Annotated in this window: 21 protein-coding genes, 3 pseudogenes and 1 riboswitch; of the genes and pseudogenes, 9 read left to right on the top strand and 15 right to left on the bottom strand. The window is 27.4% G+C overall.

The features are described from left to right. Positions 1–47 precede the first annotated feature (47 nt). From Q0Y03_RS04200 to Q0Y03_RS04190, 3 genes are read right to left on the bottom strand one after another with little or no spacing between them, the layout of a single operon-like run. A complete protein-coding gene (locus Q0Y03_RS04200) occupies positions 48–782 on the bottom strand; it encodes an amino acid ABC transporter ATP-binding protein (protein ID WP_297712568.1) in 735 nt (244 codons plus the stop codon). Between the two features lie 13 nt (positions 783–795). After that, a complete protein-coding gene (locus Q0Y03_RS04195) occupies positions 796–1572 on the bottom strand; it encodes an amino acid ABC transporter permease (RefSeq protein WP_297712567.1) in 777 nt (258 codons plus the stop codon). A gap of 48 nt (positions 1573–1620) precedes the next feature. Continuing rightward, positions 1621–2439, bottom strand: coding sequence for a transporter substrate-binding domain-containing protein (locus Q0Y03_RS04190; RefSeq protein ID WP_297712566.1), 819 nt, complete (start codon positions 2437–2439; stop codon positions 1621–1623). A 133-nt stretch (positions 2440–2572) separates the two neighbouring features. Then, a riboswitch (Lysine riboswitch) is annotated at positions 2573–2758 on the bottom strand. Positions 2759–3073: 315 nt separating this feature from the next. Between Q0Y03_RS04190 and Q0Y03_RS04185 the strand changes: the two genes are divergently transcribed. The 4 genes and pseudogenes from Q0Y03_RS04185 to Q0Y03_RS04175 all read left to right on the top strand — a co-directional run bounded on the left by Q0Y03_RS04185 (position 3074) and on the right by Q0Y03_RS04175 (position 4389). Continuing rightward, the gene (locus Q0Y03_RS04185) at positions 3074–3643 is read left to right on the top strand and encodes a hypothetical protein (RefSeq protein WP_297712565.1); all 570 of its coding nucleotides are present in this window, start codon (positions 3074–3076) and stop codon (positions 3641–3643) included. A gap of 53 nt (positions 3644–3696) precedes the next feature. Then, positions 3697–3825, top strand: a pseudogene (locus tag Q0Y03_RS04180) (hypothetical protein); the annotation flags it as partial. Between the two features lie 29 nt (positions 3826–3854). Beyond that, a complete protein-coding gene (locus tag Q0Y03_RS15515; RefSeq protein ID WP_363318710.1) occupies positions 3855–3929 on the top strand; it encodes a hypothetical protein in 75 nt (24 codons plus the stop codon). Between the two features lie 25 nt (positions 3930–3954). Next, positions 3955–4389 carry a hypothetical protein gene (locus tag Q0Y03_RS04175; protein ID WP_297712564.1) on the top strand — a complete coding sequence of 145 codons (435 nt, stop codon included), beginning with the start codon at positions 3955–3957 and terminating at the stop codon, positions 4387–4389. A 276-nt stretch (positions 4390–4665) separates the two neighbouring features. On the opposite strand, the gene Q0Y03_RS04170 is transcribed toward Q0Y03_RS04175, so the two are convergent. Then, the gene (locus tag Q0Y03_RS04170) at positions 4666–5070 is read right to left on the bottom strand and encodes a hypothetical protein (protein WP_297712563.1); all 405 of its coding nucleotides are present in this window, start codon (positions 5068–5070) and stop codon (positions 4666–4668) included. Positions 5071–5276: 206 nt separating this feature from the next. Here Q0Y03_RS04170 and Q0Y03_RS04165 point away from each other — a divergent pair, with 206 nt between their 5' ends. Further along, the gene (locus Q0Y03_RS04165; protein ID WP_297712562.1) at positions 5277–5909 is read left to right on the top strand and encodes a DUF624 domain-containing protein; all 633 of its coding nucleotides are present in this window, start codon (positions 5277–5279) and stop codon (positions 5907–5909) included. Positions 5910–6114: 205 nt separating this feature from the next. On the opposite strand, the gene Q0Y03_RS04160 is transcribed toward Q0Y03_RS04165, so the two are convergent. Next, entirely contained in the window at positions 6115–6948 is an 834-nt protein-coding gene (locus tag Q0Y03_RS04160; protein WP_297712561.1) for a hypothetical protein, read from the bottom strand. A 307-nt stretch (positions 6949–7255) separates the two neighbouring features. Between Q0Y03_RS04160 and Q0Y03_RS04155 the strand changes: the two genes are divergently transcribed. From Q0Y03_RS04155 to Q0Y03_RS04145, 3 genes are all read left to right on the top strand, one after another. Further along, on the top strand, positions 7256–7762 hold the full coding sequence (locus Q0Y03_RS04155) for a DUF4489 domain-containing protein (RefSeq protein WP_297712560.1): 507 nt from the start codon (positions 7256–7258) through the stop codon (positions 7760–7762). A gap of 34 nt (positions 7763–7796) precedes the next feature. Further along, positions 7797–8258, top strand: a complete 462-nt coding sequence (locus Q0Y03_RS04150; RefSeq protein WP_291675520.1) for a DUF4489 domain-containing protein — start codon at positions 7797–7799, stop codon at positions 8256–8258. A 199-nt stretch (positions 8259–8457) separates the two neighbouring features. After that, complete coding sequence (locus tag Q0Y03_RS04145; RefSeq protein WP_297712558.1) at positions 8458–9315, top strand: DNRLRE domain-containing protein; 858 nt, start codon at positions 8458–8460, stop codon at positions 9313–9315. A 158-nt stretch (positions 9316–9473) separates the two neighbouring features. On the opposite strand, the gene Q0Y03_RS04140 is transcribed toward Q0Y03_RS04145, so the two are convergent. After that, positions 9474–10469, bottom strand: a complete 996-nt coding sequence (locus tag Q0Y03_RS04140; RefSeq protein ID WP_297712556.1) for a hypothetical protein — start codon at positions 10467–10469, stop codon at positions 9474–9476. 237 nt (positions 10470–10706) lie between these two features. Between Q0Y03_RS04140 and Q0Y03_RS04135 the strand changes: the two genes are divergently transcribed. Continuing rightward, entirely contained in the window at positions 10707–11735 is a 1029-nt protein-coding gene (locus Q0Y03_RS04135) for a hypothetical protein (protein ID WP_297712555.1), read from the top strand. Positions 11736–11804: 69 nt separating this feature from the next. Here the strand turns inward: Q0Y03_RS04135 and Q0Y03_RS15510 are convergent. From Q0Y03_RS15510 to Q0Y03_RS04100, 9 genes and pseudogenes are all read right to left on the bottom strand, one after another. Continuing rightward, positions 11805–11909: pseudogene (locus Q0Y03_RS15510) on the bottom strand (LPXTG cell wall anchor domain-containing protein); the annotation flags it as partial. Between the two features lie 136 nt (positions 11910–12045). Continuing rightward, positions 12046–12246 (bottom strand): hypothetical protein, encoded by a 201-nt coding sequence (locus Q0Y03_RS04130; RefSeq protein ID WP_297712554.1) that lies wholly within the window; start codon positions 12244–12246, stop codon positions 12046–12048. A 15-nt stretch (positions 12247–12261) separates the two neighbouring features. Then, positions 12262–12453 (bottom strand): annotated as a pseudogene (locus Q0Y03_RS15505) (immunoglobulin-like domain-containing protein); the annotation flags it as partial. Positions 12454–12489: 36 nt separating this feature from the next. Continuing rightward, positions 12490–14100, bottom strand: coding sequence for a glycoside hydrolase family 43 protein (locus tag Q0Y03_RS04125; protein WP_297712553.1), 1611 nt, complete (start codon positions 14098–14100; stop codon positions 12490–12492). A gap of 209 nt (positions 14101–14309) precedes the next feature. Next, entirely contained in the window at positions 14310–14573 is a 264-nt protein-coding gene (locus tag Q0Y03_RS04120) for a DUF6171 family protein (RefSeq protein WP_297712552.1), read from the bottom strand. A gap of 3 nt (positions 14574–14576) precedes the next feature. After that, positions 14577–16052, bottom strand: a complete 1476-nt coding sequence (locus Q0Y03_RS04115) for an alpha-N-arabinofuranosidase (protein WP_297712551.1) — start codon at positions 16050–16052, stop codon at positions 14577–14579. A 30-nt stretch (positions 16053–16082) separates the two neighbouring features. Then, a complete protein-coding gene (gene araA, locus Q0Y03_RS04110; RefSeq protein ID WP_297712550.1) occupies positions 16083–17576 on the bottom strand; it encodes an L-arabinose isomerase in 1494 nt (497 codons plus the stop codon). Between the two features lie 109 nt (positions 17577–17685). Then, the gene (gene fsa, locus Q0Y03_RS04105; protein ID WP_297712549.1) at positions 17686–18330 is read right to left on the bottom strand and encodes a fructose-6-phosphate aldolase; all 645 of its coding nucleotides are present in this window, start codon (positions 18328–18330) and stop codon (positions 17686–17688) included. Positions 18331–18426: 96 nt separating this feature from the next. After that, positions 18427–20040, bottom strand: a complete 1614-nt coding sequence (locus Q0Y03_RS04100; RefSeq protein ID WP_297712548.1) for an FGGY-family carbohydrate kinase — start codon at positions 20038–20040, stop codon at positions 18427–18429. Positions 20041–20050 lie beyond the last annotated feature (10 nt).

Raw genomic sequence — 20050 nt, 5'->3', positions numbered from 1 at the left:
AAACATTCATAACTAAAAGATACTATCATATATAATAATTATGTCTATTATTTTAACGTACGTTTTAAAAATTCTCTTGTTCTTTCCTTTTTAGGATTATTGAAAATTTCATCTGGAGTTCCTTCTTCTTCAATTACTCCATTATTCATAAATACAACTCTATCAGAAACTTCTCTTGCAAACTCCATTTCATGAGTTACAACTAACATAGTAAGTCCACTTTCTGCAAGTTCCTTCATTATTTTAAGAACTTCTCCTACCATTTCTGGATCTAATGCAGATGTTGGCTCATCAAATAATATAACATCAGGCTCCATAGATAAAGCTCTTGCTATTGCTACTCTTTGCTTTTGCCCTCCTGATAATTGCTTTGGCTTAGCATTTATGTAATTACTCATTCCAACAATTTTTAAATATTTCATAGCAACTTTTTCTGCTTCTTCTTTACTTCTTCCTAAAACCTTCATTTGTCCAACTATACAATTATTTAAAACATTATGGTTATTAAATAAATTAAACTGTTGAAATACCATTCCTAACTTAGTTCTATATTTATATATGTCGTGCTTATCATCTAATATATTTTCTTTATTGTATATAATTTCTCCACCTGTTGGTTTTTCTAAAAGATTTATACATCTTAATAGTGTTGATTTTCCTGATCCAGATGAACCTATAAGACAAACAACTTCTCCTTTATTTACTGAAAAATCTATATCTTTTAAAACCTTATGGTCTCCAAAGGATTTACTTAAATGCTTAACTTCAATTACTCTTTCCATCTTTTACCCCTCCTTAAGCTACCACACTACCATGAACTTTTTTAGCCATATCTTCTGGTGTTTCAACTTGCATTTGATTCCCTGCAATAATATAGTTTTCAGGTCCATCTAACTTTTTCTCTATTGCTCTTAATATTCTTGTAACTGTAAATGTCATAATGAAATAAATTATACATGTTATAAAGAATGTTTCAAAATATCTAAAGTTATTTCCTGATATAGTCTTAGTTTGGAAGAATAACTCTGATACTGATATTACATTTAAAACAGATGTATCCTTTATATTAATTACAAACTCATTTCCAGTTGCAGGTAAAATATTTCTAATAACTTGTGGTAACACTACATTAGTCATAGTTTGAAAATGATTCATTCCTATTGCTTGTGCAGCTTCAAATTGTCCCTTATCTACTGAAACAATTCCCCCTCTTACTATTTCAGACATATATGCTCCTGTATTTATTGATACTATAAATAATCCTGCAGCAATTCTATCTATATCTATTCCAAAAGCCGCTGCTGATCCATAATAAATAACCATAGCTTGTACTATCATAGGAGTACCACGGAAAAATTCTATATAAGCTGATAAAATTATATTAATTGTTTTTAATAAACCTTTTTTAGCTCCTTTTTCTGGAACTGGTATTGTTCTTATAACTCCAACTATAAGTCCTATTAGTGTTCCTATTAATGTTCCTATTATAGAAATTAATAGTGTCATTCCGGCTCCTCTTAAAAACATTGGCCAGTTGTTTTGTAATATCTTAATTATCCATTCTAGACTCATGACAAACTCTCCTTAAAATATTAAAAATTATATATTACTCTATCCCACTTATTGAGCTGCAGGTTGATTTTTAATAGCAGTATCCATTATCTCTAATCTTTCTTCTTTAGATATTCCACTTAAAACTTCATTTATTTGCTCTTTTAACTGGCTTCCTTTTGGTAAACCAACTGCTATAGTAGTATCTTCCTCTGATGTAACAAAACCATCTGTAAACTCTACCATTTTAAAGTTTTCATTTGCCATTTCAGCACTTAAAGCTTCTGGTCTCTCAGTTACATAACCATCTATAACACCACTTTCTAAAGCTACTCTCATAGCTGAAAAGTTATCCATAGCAAGTTGCTTATTTACTGATGGTATTTGATCTATTACTGAATAGTGGAAAGTATTTAGCTGAGCTGTTATTTTAGCTCCTGAAAAATCTTCTAATGTTTTTGCATTTTCATATGCTCCACCCTTCTTTACTAGCATAACTAAATCTGATTCATAGTAATTATCTGAAAAATCTATTGTCTCCTTACGTTCTTCTGTTGGTGACATACCTGCAATAATAGCATCTACTTTTCCTGATATTAGTGATGGTACTAATCCATCCCATTCAGTTTTAACTATAACTAACTCTTTCCCTAATGAATCTGCTATTTTTTTTGCAATTTCCACATCGTATCCTCCTGCATATTCTGAAGATCCTTCTATTTTTACTGCACCATTTGAATCATCTAATTGAGTCCAGTTAAACGGAGCATATCCTGCTTCCATCGCTACTCTAAATACATTTTCTGATGAAGTTTTTGTTCCACATCCTGTTAATGTTATTGCCGCTGTTGCTACAGCTAAAATTAATGCTGATAATCTTTTTTTCATATTTTATTCTCTCCTTTATTATAATAAAAAAACCAACCCAATTGGGCTGGTGCTATCTTAAAAATTATATGAATATAAAAAACTAATCTTCCATGGTTTAGTCCAGATTTCATACTAGTTCCCCATCTTTCTCCTTTGAGATAGCACAACTTAATAAGTCTGGGAAAACTTATTAAGACAGTCCTGCAGCTCTTAACTGCAGACCCAGCAAGTAATATCGAGATATATTACAAGCTTCGGCAAAATCTCCTTCTTTCTAGATTCATCACACTCTCTAGCTCCACTAAAAACTGTTAGATTCTGCGCCTCTACCTCATAATAAAATGAGGTGTATATTCAATTTTATGTTTCCATAATATACATGTATTTACTTTTTGTCAATATTTTTTTAACTTTTTATTAACATATAAATTTATAATCGTTTTCTTTATGTGATTTATATAAATATATATTATATAAACTTACATTATTAATTATTTATTAACATTAAAAGAATATATTACATCATAGTGTTAAACTATATATAATATCTCCTTTTTAATATATGATTAAATATTTATTAAAATTTTAAATGAATATAAATAGATATCTTAAGCAAACTATAAATATAAAAAAATTTAAGGAGATGTTTTATATGAAAAAAAGGATTAAATTATTATCTTTATTGCTACTATCTTTATTATTATTTGGACTAGTTGGATGTGGTAATAATAATACTAATAATAGTACAACTAATGATTCTACTAAGAAAAATTCACCTACTAATCAAGAATACTATGATTACTTAACTGAAAGATATAATCATTACTTTAACAATAATACTCTTGATACTACATATGATATTTATGTAGATGACTTTACATATGATAATACATATGATGAATTTATAACTGAATATAATGGTTCTTATGATCAGTTAAAAACAAACTTAGAAGCTCTTAAGAAAGACTTAGAAAATAATGTTGTAAAGGGAAATGCAGAAGTTGATAAATATAATCAAGAAGTAATAACTTCTATTGATAAAGCTATTATTGCAGTTGATGATTATACTGGAACTTTTACTGAAAAAACAAAAGATTATGCAACTTTATCTAAAGATGAAGTAATAAAAGGTTTAAGATCATTAACATTAGGGGCACATGATGCTAGAGTAGATTTAAAAAATTTAGTTGATGATGCTAAAAATAAACTAGGAATAAAATAAATAGTAAAAAACTTCAATTTGCAATGAATTGAAGTTTTTTATTCACTTCCTATATTTACACAAACCAAGTTATGCATAAATACACTTTTCATTGTAAAGCTGGAATTGGTAGAACAACAACCTTTATGATAATGTATGACATTCTTAAAAATATAAATTTAAATCTGAAGTTGATGGATATGTTTTATACAGTAGTGTAAAAGAAGACTCAATAAATAACGCTTGTACTCTTGCATCTTTAAAAAATTCCATAGCTATTGATGAATCTATAGAAGCTATATTATGATTATACTAAACGACTTAATTAGTATATGAAAAATGTTGATGAGCATTCTGTGTTAATTCTTGATGATGAAACTTTTTATAAGAAAGATTTATGGGATAAATATACTTGTAATTCTAATATAGATGCTCTTTTTTACTTGAATTATGATATAAATAATGCCTATAAGGGAAAAATAATTTGGTCTAATGATAAACCTATCATTTCTTGCCGTGATTTACTTTGGGCTGGTATAGAAGATGGAAATCAATTGATTTCTAATATTAACGATAGAATTAATTTAGGCTATACAAATATTAAAGATCCAAACTCTTATACCTTTGTATATGTTCATGTTTGGAGTAATACAATGGATAATGTTAATGATGTCATAACTAAATTAAATAAAAATACCAAGATTAGAATTGTAACTCCAGATACATTCGTTAAACTAATCCAAAACAATATTTTACATAATATATAATAAAAAATCTCATAGATAGTTATAAAACTTCTATGAGATTTTCTATAAAATTTTTTATTCTAATATAGAAGATAATATTATATTACAATTACTTAACTTAAATATTTATTGTTGAATTAAAGTTTATAATTTAACTATCATAAAGGTCTAAACTCTTATATTTTTGTACAATCGATAAAATAAATCTTAATATATATTACGTAAATATACTTAATTATGTTACATATTACTACATCTCATATAAAGTATATTTATATAAGATGTAGTAAATAAATTTTATTTTTTATATGTCACTTGAATAGCCTTAGCTGAAGCTTGGGGTGGATTTGATTTTGTCATAGCTTCACTTAATACAAAGAATACCACGTCACCCTTTTCTACCTTAAACTCTTTAGGATCAACTTTTTTAATATCTATTTCTTCGCCTTCTTTTGGACATTCATTTGGAATTATTAATGTTTCATTGTCTACAACTGCTATTAACTCTTGATCTTTTACTGTAAACCCCTTAAGATATCCTTTAACTTTTATATTTAAAGTATTATCATTCTCATTTCTTTGAACTTCTTCTACCTCTCCCATAAAAATTGCATTAGGTTCTGGTCTCTTACTTGCAAAAACATTACAACTACATATTAATAAAAATAATAAAGTTAATAATAATATTCTCTTGTGCTTCATAACTCTCCTCCTTAGTTAAATTTAATCAATAATACTAGTATTCTTATAAAAAATAATAAATATGCATTTTAATAGAAATATAAATATTTATCTAATTCTTTATAAAAAACTATTAATTATCTTTGTACATTATTTAATATCATTGATTTAATCATTTACATACTGTATTATTAAATTAGATATATATGGAAATTAGGAGGGGTTTTATGGGAAATATCTTTAATTCAGATAGTGGTTTTTCTAAATTTATGAATAGGGTTGCTGATTTGTTTATTTTAAATATTTTATGGATATTTTGTAGTATTCCTATAATAACAATAGGTGCTACAACTACAACTTTATATTCTGTTAATTTAAAATTTATTGATAATGAAGAAGAAAATTTAATAAAGACCTTCTTTAAATCATTTAAAGAAAACTTCAAAAAGTCAACAATAATATGGTTAATTATTCTATCATTATCTATAATTTTAGGAGTTAACTTAGTTTTTTGGTTAAAGTGTGGTTTATCACTATCATATTTTGCATTACCGTTTATATTTTTTTCTTTATTTATTTTTTTATTAGTCATTCCATATATATTTATAATATTAACAAAAACTAAATGCTCTATATTAAATATTTTTAAGTATTGTTTCATTATTTCACTAAAAAATCTTCCTTATAGTGTACTTATTGTCTTATTTGGAGCATCTGTATTATTTGCAACTTTTTATTTTCCAATAGTATTTTTATTTATGCTTCTTTTAGGTGTAGCATTGCATAGTTATATGATTTCTCGTATTTTCTTAATTGTCTTTAACAAAGATATACACTTATTTAATAAAATTATTTCTTAATTTTATAATTAACTAAAAATACCACCTATCTTTTGTAAACTTTACCTTTTATCAAGAACAGTTTACTTTGGTATGTGGTATTTTTATATTTTTTATTCTCATTCATATTTGAAATTCATTTAAATTATTTTTAATGTACATATGTGTAATAATCTTTCTTTAAAATCTCTATTTTAGTAAGTATTATATAACTATATAATTTTAATTATACAGAATCGGGTATAGTGAAAATATCCATTTTTTCATTTACTGTTGAATATATAGTTTTTTCAATCTCTAATAAAAATTCTACTGAAGCTGTAAATGTATTACTAGAAATATTATATTGGCTATCTGCAATTGCACATTCAGCAGTTAAAAATCCATTATATTCTTCATGTATAGTTACTTTTTTATATTCTTTTGGTAAATATATATTGCCATAAAAATCTAACCCACCCTGTTCAAATATAACTCCTGTATAAGGTGTAGTAGTAGAAATAGCTTTAAACTCTTGCTTTCCTATTGTTCCAGATAAGGTTACTTGTAAATTACATACATAAAACTGTGCTTCATTTTCTAAAATTCTAGATTTTACTTCATTATTTTTACCTCTGCTAAAATAATTTTTGCTAGTACAAACATTTGATGTAAATTTATCATAAAAGTTTTTTTCACAACAATTATATCCAGCTCCTAATTTTGCTGAAAAAATTACTTTTTCTAAATCTACTAATTCTTCCTTTTCAACTTCTATCATTCCTATAAAATCATAATTTATACTTATTTTATCTATGAATATAGAATCATCTTCATTATATTTATAAGTAAATGAATTAACTATTTTAAACTCTCCTTTTTCTTCAACCTTATATTTAAAATCTTCTACTGTAATATAATCAATTATTTTTTCATTTATTACTTTAATACATTCAGCTTGATAAATATCTGCATCCTCAAATATTAAACTATAGTTACTTTCTAAATTACATCTATCTTTAAAGGCAACTTCTTTATAATGATTTGGATAGTCATTAATAACTTTCCTCTTATATAACATTATTTACCTCCTTTAATTTATAAAGTTAATAAGACAATAATTTTAATTTTTTACTTCATATTATGATTTTTAAATAGCTAAGTTTCCTTTTCTAGTTTTAGTTTGCAAGTTTAAATAATTATAATAAAATTTGTATTTTATTATAATCTAATTAAATAAATTATATTTAATTAGATTATAATTTGTAAAAATATGTCTAGAAATAATTTATGTTTTATCACCATTTGTCTATAAGTACATATTATAAAATTGAGGAAGATATATTTCTTTAATAAATCCTAAAAAATACAAACTTTGGAGGAAAATTATGTTAAATAATAATAATAATAACAATAGCTGTATGTGTAAAAAAGGTTGTAATGAACAATGTTCATGTCCTAAACCTGGAAAATCTATATTAAGTTGTGGCTGTGGTGCTGCTGGACCTTTACCAGTATTAGATTTAACTGGTGCTAGTATAGTAAATCCTTATTCAGTTGCAAGCACATCTATTGATACAAGAGGAATGCACTGTCCAACTGTATTAATTAATTTTACTGCATTAATTAATGTTCCAGCAGGAGTTTTTCCAAATATAACATTTAGACTAGTAAGATGCATCAACGGATGCTCTCAATATGTTGGTGGAAGCTATAACTATAGTGATGCAATTGATGTTTTGCATAGTGAATCATTCTCTTTCCAATTCTGCGACTGCGGAGAATGTTGTGGATGTGCAACTTACTCTGTAGAAATATCTAATGCAAGCTTATTAGTAGCAGGAACAACAGTTAGTGGTACTATTTCTGCTTTAGCCGTAGAAAAATCTTGCTAAGCTTTGCTTAGATATTAAATTTGGAGGTAATATTATGAACTCTTTATGTGAAATAAAAAAACCCGGAAAGTCCGTATTAAATTGTGGTTGTGGTTCAGCAGGTCCATTGCCTATATTAGATTTAGCAGGGGCTAGTATAAGAAATCCATTCTCAGTAGCAAGTGTAACATTAAACACAAAATGCTTAAAAAATCCTAAAGTATTACTTCGTATTACTGCATTAATAAGTGCTCCATTAGATGTATTAACAAGCATAACTTTTAGAGTAAAAAAATGTTGCTCTGATGGTTGCTCTCAATATGTAGGTGGATCTTATACTTCAAGTTCATTAATTAATGCTTTATCAGGAAAATCATTTGAATTTCAAATTTGTGACTGTAGTGTATGCTGTGAATGCTGTACCTATACACTAGAAATCTCAAATGCAACTTTAGCACAAATTGGTACAACTGTTAGCGGACAAATTACAGCTTTAGCAGTTGAAGAACACTGCTAAATTTTAAATAAATTTCTGTAACAAATAAAATAAGTTAATATAATTTTTATAATGAAAATGGAAGTCAAGGCAAAGAGTATATTTTATTCTTTACCAGACTCCATTTTTATTTTTTATTAACCTATATAAATAAGAACAAAATAAAATTTAATTTCATAATATATAAAAATGAGCACTACTAAACTAGGAGTGATTAATTTTGAAAAGTTCTAATAAAATTATTTGTTCCTCTGGAGCTACTATAAATAAAACTAATTTAAAAATTAATTCTAAAAATAATAGTTTATTTGTAGGAATAATATATAATAATTTTAATACAAAAAATGAATATTTAACGATTTTAAACTTTGATTTATGTAATATTAATTTAAATTCATTTGATTCAGCATTTTTAAATCTCTATATAAAGGATTCAAAATTTATCAATAATAAGTCCATCCTTCTATCAATTTGCGAAAATTTAACACCTTATAATGATTTAGTTATTAATCCACAATTTATATCTAAAACAAAGTCAGATTCTAATATAAACATAAAAATTAATTCTTATGATATAAACAAATATATAAGAATAGATATTACCCCTATATTAATATCTATTTTATCTAATAAAACACAATCTAGCTTAATTATTAAGCCTTTAGATTCAATATTAAATACAATAATTAATTTTGATTCATTTTATTCAAATAATCCTCCATTTATAGAACTTATAAATTTAGATAAAACAAATATAGATATTCAGTTTAACAACTTTAAAAATTCAATCAATAATAAAATTTCTAAATTAAATAATATAATAGATTCAAATACTACTAATTTAAATAATTTAAAAAATGAATTTTCTCAAACACTCAATAAGTTTAATACTGACATTAATAAATCACTACAAAATACTGATGCTATAATTTCAGAACTTAATACTATAACCTCTAAATTATCTAATGATATATGCATAATAAATGAAAATATTTCTATGATTTTAAAACAAATAGATAATTTAAATAAAGAATTAGATCAAATATCTATAACTCCTATAGACTTAAATGATTTATAAGCATATAAATAAATTCTATGTAATCAATAAATATTACTGGAAGCACTACTTCCAGTAATATTTATTAAACAAAACTCTCAATTATATGGTAGTATTTTTATACGAATTTAAATAAATATTATAACTTTAATCATTTAAATTTTTCTGCTTACTATTAATTAATCCCTACAAATATCTTCTATTCTATCAATTTCATATTTACAAATACTTGCATTAGGAGTTTCGTTAAAGCATTCCCTAGATTCATCTTTTGAGCAATCATAACTAGGCTCATCTTCTGGACAATCATCATAACATGCATGACTTACTTCCCCAGAGTGAGATATAACAGCATTACTCATTGTAAAAACAGCCATTTTTTCAGTTACTGTTGAATACATATTTTTCTCAACTACTAATAAAAATTCTATAGCTGCTGTAAATGTGTCACTATCGCTACTATATAAACAATTTGTTGTTGCACATTCAGCAGTTAAACATCCATCATACTCTTCATGTATCGTTGCTTTTCTAGAACCTTTCGGTAAATTTATTCTTCCGTAAAAATCCAAGCTAACTCCATCAAATATATGTCCTGTATATGGCATATTACTTGAAATTGCTTTAAATTGTTTATCTCCTATTGTACCTATTAAAGCAATTTGCAAATTGCTAACGTAAAACTTTACATTGTTCTCCAAAACCCTAGATTTTATCCCTTGCTTTTTACTATCTTTTTCACAACATCTATTTGTTACAAATGTTCCTATATATTCATTATAAAAAACTTCATCAGAAGTATTATATCCTGTTCCTGGTTCTGCTGAAAAAATAATATTTTCAGAATTTATCAATTCTTCCTTTTTCTCTTCCGCAATTCCTATAAAATCATAAGTTATTCCTATTTTATCTATACATATAGGTGCTCCTTCATCATAATGACATTTCCCTGTAGAAACTATAGTAAACTCTTCCTCTTCTACCCTGTATTTAAAGTCTTCTAAAATTATACTATCAAATATTTTTTCAGTTACTACTGGAACACATTCAGCTTCATAAATATCTGAGTCCCTAACTATTAAATTATCACAACAATTTAAATCACAATTATCTTTAAATTTGATTTCTTTATGACAATTTGAACTTTTATCTATTCTTCCTTTTTTATATGACATTATTTATTTCCTCCTGATTTATATCATTAATTAGACAATAAATTTGTTTTTTTTACTTTATATTATGATTTATAGCTATATATGTTTCCTTTTGAGAGTTTTTTTGAAATTAATTATTTTTTATACAAGTATTTCTTATATCCTTGATAAGCTAATTTTAAAATTTAATTATTAATAACATATTAATATAGCTAGAAAAATATATATTTAATATATAAAGATATCTGGAGTGATATTATGTCATTTATAAAACAATCTTCAATATTAATTAGGAATTCATTTAATAATTTATATGCTATTTCTGTAGAAAATGGAATTTCTATTAATTATGTTAATTCTAATTTTGAAATAAAAAAAAATAAAAAAATTTTATCAGATATTTCATCACTATCAACTATTTATTTTGATATAAATTCCAATAATGATATATATGGATTATTCACTGAAAAAAATAAATTTCTCAACTACTTACATATAAATGGTTCAAATATATATAAAACATTAATTTTAAAATATGATTCTAATAAATATAAAATTAAATTTCCTTTTATTAAACACCTTGATAATAAAGTTCATATAATTTACTATGAAATAAATAAAGAAAAGTCTCACTTTTCAACCTTAGTACATTATTATAAAAAAAATAATATTTGGATAAAAAGTAACATAGATTTTTTAAATTATACACTTTTAAATAATTTTGAAGTAATAATAAATGAAAGTAATTTAAAGATTTATTACTTCAAATTAATAGATAGATATGAAGAACTCTTTGTAGCTAATTATAGTTATGATAAAGAAAAATGGGATACTCCTATTCAAATAACTTTTTCAAAAAAACCAAAGGTTTATTTATCAGTATTAAAGGATTCAAAAAATATCTATCATATTGTATATTCAGAAAAAAATCAAAATCAATTTTACTGTAAATATATAAACTTGTTTTTCGAAAATAAAACTCCTTATATTCAAAACAATATATTTTTAAGCACTAAAATACCAAGCTTATTTCCAAATCTAATTAAATATAAGAATATTCTTTACTGTCAGTGGATGGAATATAATCATTTATATTCTACTTATTCTTTAAATAACGGAGAAAGTTGGAGTGATATAAAACTATTTAATGAAATTTATAATTATTCCTTCACACAATTTATATTTAAAAGTAATTCCAATAAAGATGAGTATCTAAATGCACCAAAATTTTATAGTTATACTAATTTTCTAAAACTTTTAGGTACTAAAATAAATATTAATCAATAAGATTTATCTTTTAAATTAATAAAACTGTATCAAAAGTACTTTTGATACAGTTTTATTAATTACTCTATATTATAATTTTTTCTTTTTTAAAGTTATTCCACCAATAGTAACGCTTGCTCCACCTAAAGCTAATGTAAATAATACATTAATTGCTCCTGTTTGCGGTAATTTTGATGTATTTACATTATTATTTACTGTTGGCTTCTTCCCAGAATCAACATTTCCTGAATCACTACTTCCCGGATTTAATGTATCTCCTGGTTCTTGTGGATTTTCCGGATTTTTTTGCTCTTCATCTTGCTTTTTTTCATCATGCTAAATAATTAACCTTCACTGCACCCTTTTCGTTTGTAACCTCTAATACATTTCCTCTTTCTTCATCTTCTACAACTGATGCAGTACCAACTAATGTTGCAGTACCAATCTTACTACCTGTATTTGCAATTGTTTGATTCTCTAAACTTTCAAAATCATATTTATAAATTGGCTCTACTCCAACTTCTTGTAACACTCCCTTAACAAGTACAGTAAATTCTTTAGTAATAACTGATTCCCCTTTAGTTATAGTTGCAGTTAAAATAACAGTTGCATCTTCATCTGTACGTTTTACTTTTCCTTCATTAGATATACTATTTTCATTGCTTGATTTCCAACTAATTGTTGTATGATATGGCCCTACTGTAGGTAGCTCTATATCAGACTTAGTTACACTTGGAATTTTATTTTCTAAATCATTTCCTGTATATTCAACAGCTTATAAATCATCTAATTCAAGTTTACTTCCCCAAACTGATTCATTATTATTTCCAATAGCAGTAAATGTCATTACTTTATTTTCTTCTAATGATTCATCTTGTTGTTTAAAGAATACTCCACTATAAGTTATATCATTTGTAGTGATAGTCATATAATAAGTATCCTCCTCCATAGTCCAAGTACCAGTTATATCACCACTTACTGTAAAATCTTCATTTAATGTAATATTCAATGTGCTTGATATAGAACTTGTAGTGTCAGTTCCATGATTAATAAATTGGTAATTCCCTACTATTTCTTCCTTTGAATATCCTGTTTGTGAAATTTCGTCTCCACTATTTTCATAAGGAGCAACTACTAGCCAGCCTTCTTTATTTACAAACATTTGATGAACTCTTACCTCATGATATTCAGTTCCATTATCAAATCTTTGATGATGAATTAAATATCTATCTCCATCCTCTTCTAAAAAAACTGAATTATGACCTGCTGCTTTTAGAGCTGTATCCTGACAATCAAATTTATAATTAGAAATTAACTTAATTCCATAATTAGTATTGCTAACATTTCCTGATAAAGCTGCATTTCTTCCTGCTGAATCTAAATATGGACCATCTGGATTTTCTGATCTAAATAACCTCATATTATATCCACCATCAGCAGTTAATCCCCCATAAGTTACAGTCATATAGTAGTATCCATTCTCCTTATCATATACTACATCTGCCCCTTCCCCTGATTGTGTATAACCTCCAGATATTCTTTTACCAAAATATCTATCTGTAAGATTAAGACTATCTTGGTCTGCATCAGCTCCTGGATATATAGGTTGTCCAGTAGTATCATCTATTTTTAATATATATATTCCACCTGACCAAGATCCATAAGTCATCCATAACTGTCCATTTTCATCATAGAATAATTCTGGATCTATTGCATTTGGTGCATAACTTGTATTATATGAACCATCAGCATTAAACCATGAATCATTTAATCCTTCTAAAACATCCTCTTCAATTAATTCATCAATATGAGTATTTACATATTTAGTATTTTTAGCACTATTTGAGTCATATGCATCATTTTTAGTAAATCCAGAGTACATAATAGTATCAACATAAGTATATGGCCCCTCAATATTTTGAGATACTGCAAACCCTATAGCAGAACGTTTATACGTAGATGATGTACAATAATACATCATATATGCTCCTTTAGCACCATTATCATTTACATAGTTATCATTCCAAAATACAGTAGGTGCCCAAACAGAAAAACCACCTTTACTGTCTGAATCGTCTTCACCAGCCCATGCAAATGAACCAGCTAAATTCTCCGATAAATCTCCAAATATAACATTCCCCGGTGTTGTATATCCATTAGTGAACCTAGTCCAATTTTGTAAATCTGTAGATTTCGCTGCATCTATATGAGATCCAAATACATAATATTCATCTCCATCTTTAACTATTGAAGGATCATGTACAGAAACACGGGTTTTAGCTTCTATTTTTTCTTTAGCTTTTGTAACTCTAATTAATCCAAAAGATGATATTAAAACTCCAGTCATTAAAAATGCTAATATCTTGCTTACTTTTTTTGATTTCATAATCTCTTTTCCCCTTTATATCCTATGATTTTATTAATTTTTAATCTTACTGTTAATATTCACTCCCTCCTTTAATCTTTACAATAAATTTAAATAAATATTTAAGCATAAATAAAATTAGGCATATATCTAAAGTACTCTTTCTTTTTGATATATGCCTTCAACTTCTGTATAAATATTATTTCTTTTATAACAGTAAAAATTTACCCTTAAATCTTATCCCATTTTTTATCTATATTAGGACAATAATTTTTCTTAACAGCTGCTCTCATTTCAACAAAGCAACCACATAATTTACACATCCCATTTATAAGATTATCGCATTCCATACAAGTATCTAATCTAATCTTATAATCCTCTTCTGGAGTTTTAATATCTCTATCTATATTTTTAATATAATCCTGCATATGTTTATATTCGGCATCGCCCATTACTTTATCTAATAAACATTTTTTACAAAATCTATTTTCCATAAATTATTCAATAACAAAGCTAATTACACTACAAGCTGGAATCTTAAAGTCTAATCCTTGTGATGTTAAAACAAAATCTTTAAACTCTTCTGGCTTAACCACTTCTGGGTTATCAAAAGTATTATGAGCATCCATTTTATTAGTTAAAATAGTGGCTGTAACTGATTTAACCGGTCTATCAACTATTATTCCTTCAATATCATACGCTTCATCAATAGATAAATTATTTATAGTTATATTAATTCTTCCTTCACTATCTACAGAAACTGATTCATTTAAATTTGGAACTTTATATTCTTCACCAACTCCAATCATCTTAGTTTCTATATAACTTTCAACTAATGTTGCTTCTTGATGGTTTTTATACATATTAAATACATGATAAGTTGGTGTTAATATCATCTTTTCACCTTCTGTTAATATAACAGCTTGAAGTACATTAACTACTTGAGCTAAGTTTGCCATTTTAACTCTATCACTATGCTTATTAAATATATTTAAATTAATACCTGCAATAAGTGCATCTCTCATAGTATTTTGTTGGTATAGGAATCCTGGATTAGTTCCTGGTTCGACATCATACCAGCCACCCCATTCATCAACTATTAAATCAACTCTCTTTTCTGGGTCATATTTATTCATTATCTCTAAATGTCTATTAATTAATTCTTCCATCTTTAAAGTTCTTTTCATAGTTTCATACCATGCAGATTCATCAAATCCTGTTGCTGGTCCCTTATTTTCCCAACCACCTGGATGAGTATAATAATGCAATGTTAAAGCATCCATATAGTTTGCAGCAACCTTCATTACTCCATCAGTCCAGTTATAATCATCAACATTTGGGCCACAAGCAATTTTGTAAAGCTTGTTTTCTCCATAGTTTCTGCAATAAGTTTGATATCTTCTATACATATTTCCATAGAATTCTGGCGTCATATTTCCACCACAACCCCAATTTTCATTACCTACTCCAAAGTATTTAACCTTCCATGGTTCTTCATGTCCATTTTGTTTTCTTAACTCTGCCATTGGTGAAATACCATCAAAAGTTAAATATTCTACCCACTCAGACATTTCTTGAACTGTCCCACTACCAAGGTTTCCATTAATATATGGCTCACATTCTAATTGTCTACATAATTCCATAAATTCATGTGTACCAAAACTATTATCTTCTACAACTCCACCCCAATGTGTGTTTATCATCTTTTTACGATTTTCTTTTGGTCCTATTCCATCCATCCAATGATATTCATCAGCGAAGCATCCACCTGGCCAACGTAATACTGGTATCTTCATTTCCCTTAATGCTTGTACAACATCATTTCTCATTCCATTTACATTAGGTATTTTTGAATCTTCTCCAACATATATTCCTTCATATATACATCTTCCTAAATGCTCTGAAAAGTGTCCATATATTTCCTTGCTTATTTTTGACTTTTTATTGTGTGTGTTAATTATTAATCTACTCATAATTCTCTAAACCCCTTATCTTAAATAAAACTATCTATTTAATCTCCAATATAAATCATTCCATTTTAATTCTTTTTCAAATTCCTTAATATTAGTATCTTTTCCTATTACAACTGACTCAATTCCATACATATTAGCTAAATCAGTTAATTGCTCTGAATCTAATTCATAAGAGAATGAAGTATGATGAGCTCCACCAGCAAGTATCCAAGCCTTTGCTCCTACTTTTAATGATGGCTCTGGTCTCCATAGCACTCTTGCTACTGGAAGTTGTGGGAGATCTCTTTCAACCTCTTTAGCTTCTACTTCATTTATTATTAACCTCATTCTTCCACCTAAATCAATTAATGATGCACAAACTGCTGAGCCTGCTTGCCCGTTAAATATTAATCTTGCTGGATCAGCCTTATCACCAATTCCTAAATGCTTAACTTCTATTAAAGGTTTATTAGCTGCAACTGTTGGACAAACTTCAAGCATATGAGCCCCTAAAATCATTTCATTTCCTGGCTCAAAATTATAAGTATAATCTTCCATGAAAGAAGTTCTAGTATTGTTAGTCATAATTTTCATTAATCTAACTAAACCTGCTGTTTTCCAGTCACCTTCTCCTCCAAATCCATATCCATCTTCCATAAGCCTTTGTACTGCAAGTCCTGGTAATTGTTCCATACCATGAAGCACTTGGAAGTTAGTTGTGAATGCAGTATATCCACCTTTTTCTAAGAATCTTCTTAAAGCAATTTCTACCTTTGCTTGATATTTAATAGAATTTCTTACAGAACCTTCAGCTTTTCCAGCTTCACAAATCTCATATTTTTCTTCATATACTTTCATTAAATTTTCAACTTCTTCATCAGTAACCTCATTAATTACTTCTACTAAGTCTCCAATTCCGAAAGCATCGCAAGTCCAACCTAATTTTAATGCTGCTTCAACTTTATCACCTTCGGTTACAGCAACATCTCTCATATTGTCATCAAATCTAGCAATTTTAATATTTCTTCCCTCAACATATCCAGCTGCAACGCTCATCCATTTATTTATTTCTTCATGAACTTCTGAATCTTGCCAATATCCAACAACAACTTTTCTATTGTTACCCATTCTTGTATTTATAAATCCAAACTCTCTATCTCCGTGCGCTGATTGATTTAAATTCATAAAATCCATATCCATTGTATCCCAAGGAATATCTCTATTAAATTGTGTATGGAAATGTAGTTGTGGTTTATTTAATATTGATAATCCTCTTATCCACATCTTAGCAGGTGAAAAAGTATGCATCCAAGTTATAACACCAGCACAATTTTCATCATTATTAGCAGCTAAGCATACATCATATATCTCCTTAGAATTTCTTACTGTCGGTTTATAAATTATTTCATATTTAATTCCTTCAACATCATTTAACTTATTTACCATTTCCTTAGAGTCTAAAGCAACTTGTTTTAAAGTGTCTTCACCGTATAAATCTTGACTACCTGTTATAAACCAAAAACTATATTTTCTTGTATTGATCATTTTAATCTCTCCCTTTAATCTCAATATTAATTTCTAACTTTCAATTTTTAATTTTATGTCCCCTAAGAAACCAGTAAACTTAACCTATAGGGGTACAGATTTATCATAATTATTTTTGAACCTTACTATAATCACTTATAAATCTTTCAATTCCAGCTGTAGTTAATGGATGCTTAGCCATGTCTTCAATTTGTACATATGGTATTGTTGCAATATCTACACCTGATAATATACATTGCAGAATATGTTCCTTTGTTCTTATACTTGCAGCTATTATTTCTGTTTCAAAACCATAGTTTTCTTTTGCTATTATTAAGTCATTTATTAAGTCCATTCCATCAATTCCAATATCATCTAATCTACCAACGAAAGGACTTATATAAGTTGCTCCAGCTTTAGCTGCTAAAACACCTTGATGAACACTGAATATTAAAGTAACGTTAGTTTTTATTCCTTCCTGAGATAACACTCTAACTGCACTTAATCCCTCTAAAGTCATTGGTATTTTAACAACTATATTTTTGCTTATTTTTGCTAACTCTCTTGCTTCTCTAATCATTCCTTCAGTATCTAAGCTCATAACTTCTGCACTTATTGGCCCATCTACTATTTCACAAATTTCTGGAATTACTTCTGCCATTGTTTTATTTTCTTTTGAAACTAATGATGGGTTTGTTGTAACTCCATCAATTAATCCCATAGCATTTGCCTTTTTAATTTGTTCAACATTAGCTGTATCTATAAATATTTTCATAATCCTCTTTCTCCTCCCATAAATCCATACTTATATCTAATAAAATTATTAATACTACATTAATTTAATTTTTCAACCATCTTTTATATTTAAATCCTAAGCTCTATTTTTCAAATAGTTTACTGCTTCTTGCTCAATATTTAAGCCGCTCTTATAATTTTCTATAAACTTTTCATATCCAATAATCATATTTTGATTTGGCTCTACTGTTACTACTTCTGCATCTCTAAAGATAGTGTTATTTAAAAAATCTTCTAAAGAATTATTTTCTTGCTTTTTATCAAGATATAGTGCTAACAATGCAATTCCCCATGCTCCACCTTCTCCTGCAGTTTCCATTACAACTACAGGTGCTCCTATAGCTGCTGATAAAATATTTTGTGCAACTCCCTTAGTCTTAAATATGCCTCCATGTCCAAGAATTTTATCAATTTTAACCTTTTCTTCTTTTGTTAAAATATCCATACCAAGTTTCATTGCACCAAAACATGTATATAATTGAACTCTCATAAAGTTAGCTAAATTAAACTTTGAATTTGCTGGATGTAAAAACATAGGGCATCCTTCTGTTAATCCTATTCCATGTTCCCCTGAGTAGAAACAATAAGACATTAAATCACCACAGTCATCATCACCTTCTAATGCTTTTTCAAATAAGTTCTTGTATAATTCACCTGGTGTAACCTTTACTCCAAATGCACCTAAACATTGATTAAATATTTCAATCCAAGCATTAATATCTGATGTGCAATTATTTGAATGCGCCATTGCTACTAAATCTCCTGTTGGAGTTGTAACCATATCTAATTCTTTATGCAATTTAGATAACTCTTTTTCAAGAACTACCATAGCAAATGCTGAAGTCCCTGCTGATACATTTCCTGTCTTCTTAGCGATGCTATTAGTTGCTACCATTCCAGTTCCTGCATCTCCTTCTGGAGGACAAAGTTTCGTTCCTGATTGCAACCTTCCAGTTGGATCTAAAAGTAATGCACCATATTCTGTTAATGTTCCAGCTTCTTCTCCTGCAACTAAAACCTTTGGAAGAATCTCTTCTAGTGTCCATAAGTATTTATTAGAAGCAATTAATGAATTAAATTTTCCTATCATATCTTTATTATAATTTTTGTTATTTATATCTATTGGAAACATTCCAGCGGCTTCTCCAACACCCATTACCTTTTTCCCTGTAAGCTTCCAATGAACATAGCCCGCTAAAGTTGTAAGAAAATTTATATCCTTCACATGCTCTTCCTTATTTAAAATAGCGTGATATAAATGTGCAATACTCCATCTTTCAGGAATATTATATTGGAATAGTTCCGTTAATTCATTAGCAGCTTGTCCTGTAAAGGTATTTCTCCATGTACGAAAGTCAGCTAATTGATTCCCATCTTTATCAAAAGGAAGATATCCATGCATCATAGCACTTACTCCCATAGCTGATAATTTATTTATTCTTACGTCATATTTTTTCTTAACTCTTTCTGACAAATCTTTATAACATTCTTGAATTCCTGTCCATACTTCATCTAAAGAATATGTCCAAACCCCATCAATTAAGCTATTTTCCCAATCAAATCCTCCAGTTTCAATAACTGATCCCATTTGATCAACAAGAACTGCTTTTATTCTGGTAGAGCCAAGCTCAATTCCTAGAACAGCTTTTCCTGATTCTAGTGTCTTTTTTACTTCATTTAAACTATTCATGACTCATTAT

Source organism: Clostridium sp., from assembly GCF_026168755.1.
In the GTDB taxonomy this organism is placed as follows: domain Bacteria; phylum Bacillota; class Clostridia; order Clostridiales; family Clostridiaceae; genus Clostridium.
Note: the sequence above shows the minus strand (reverse complement) of the source record. Positions and strands in the feature narration are given on the sequence as shown.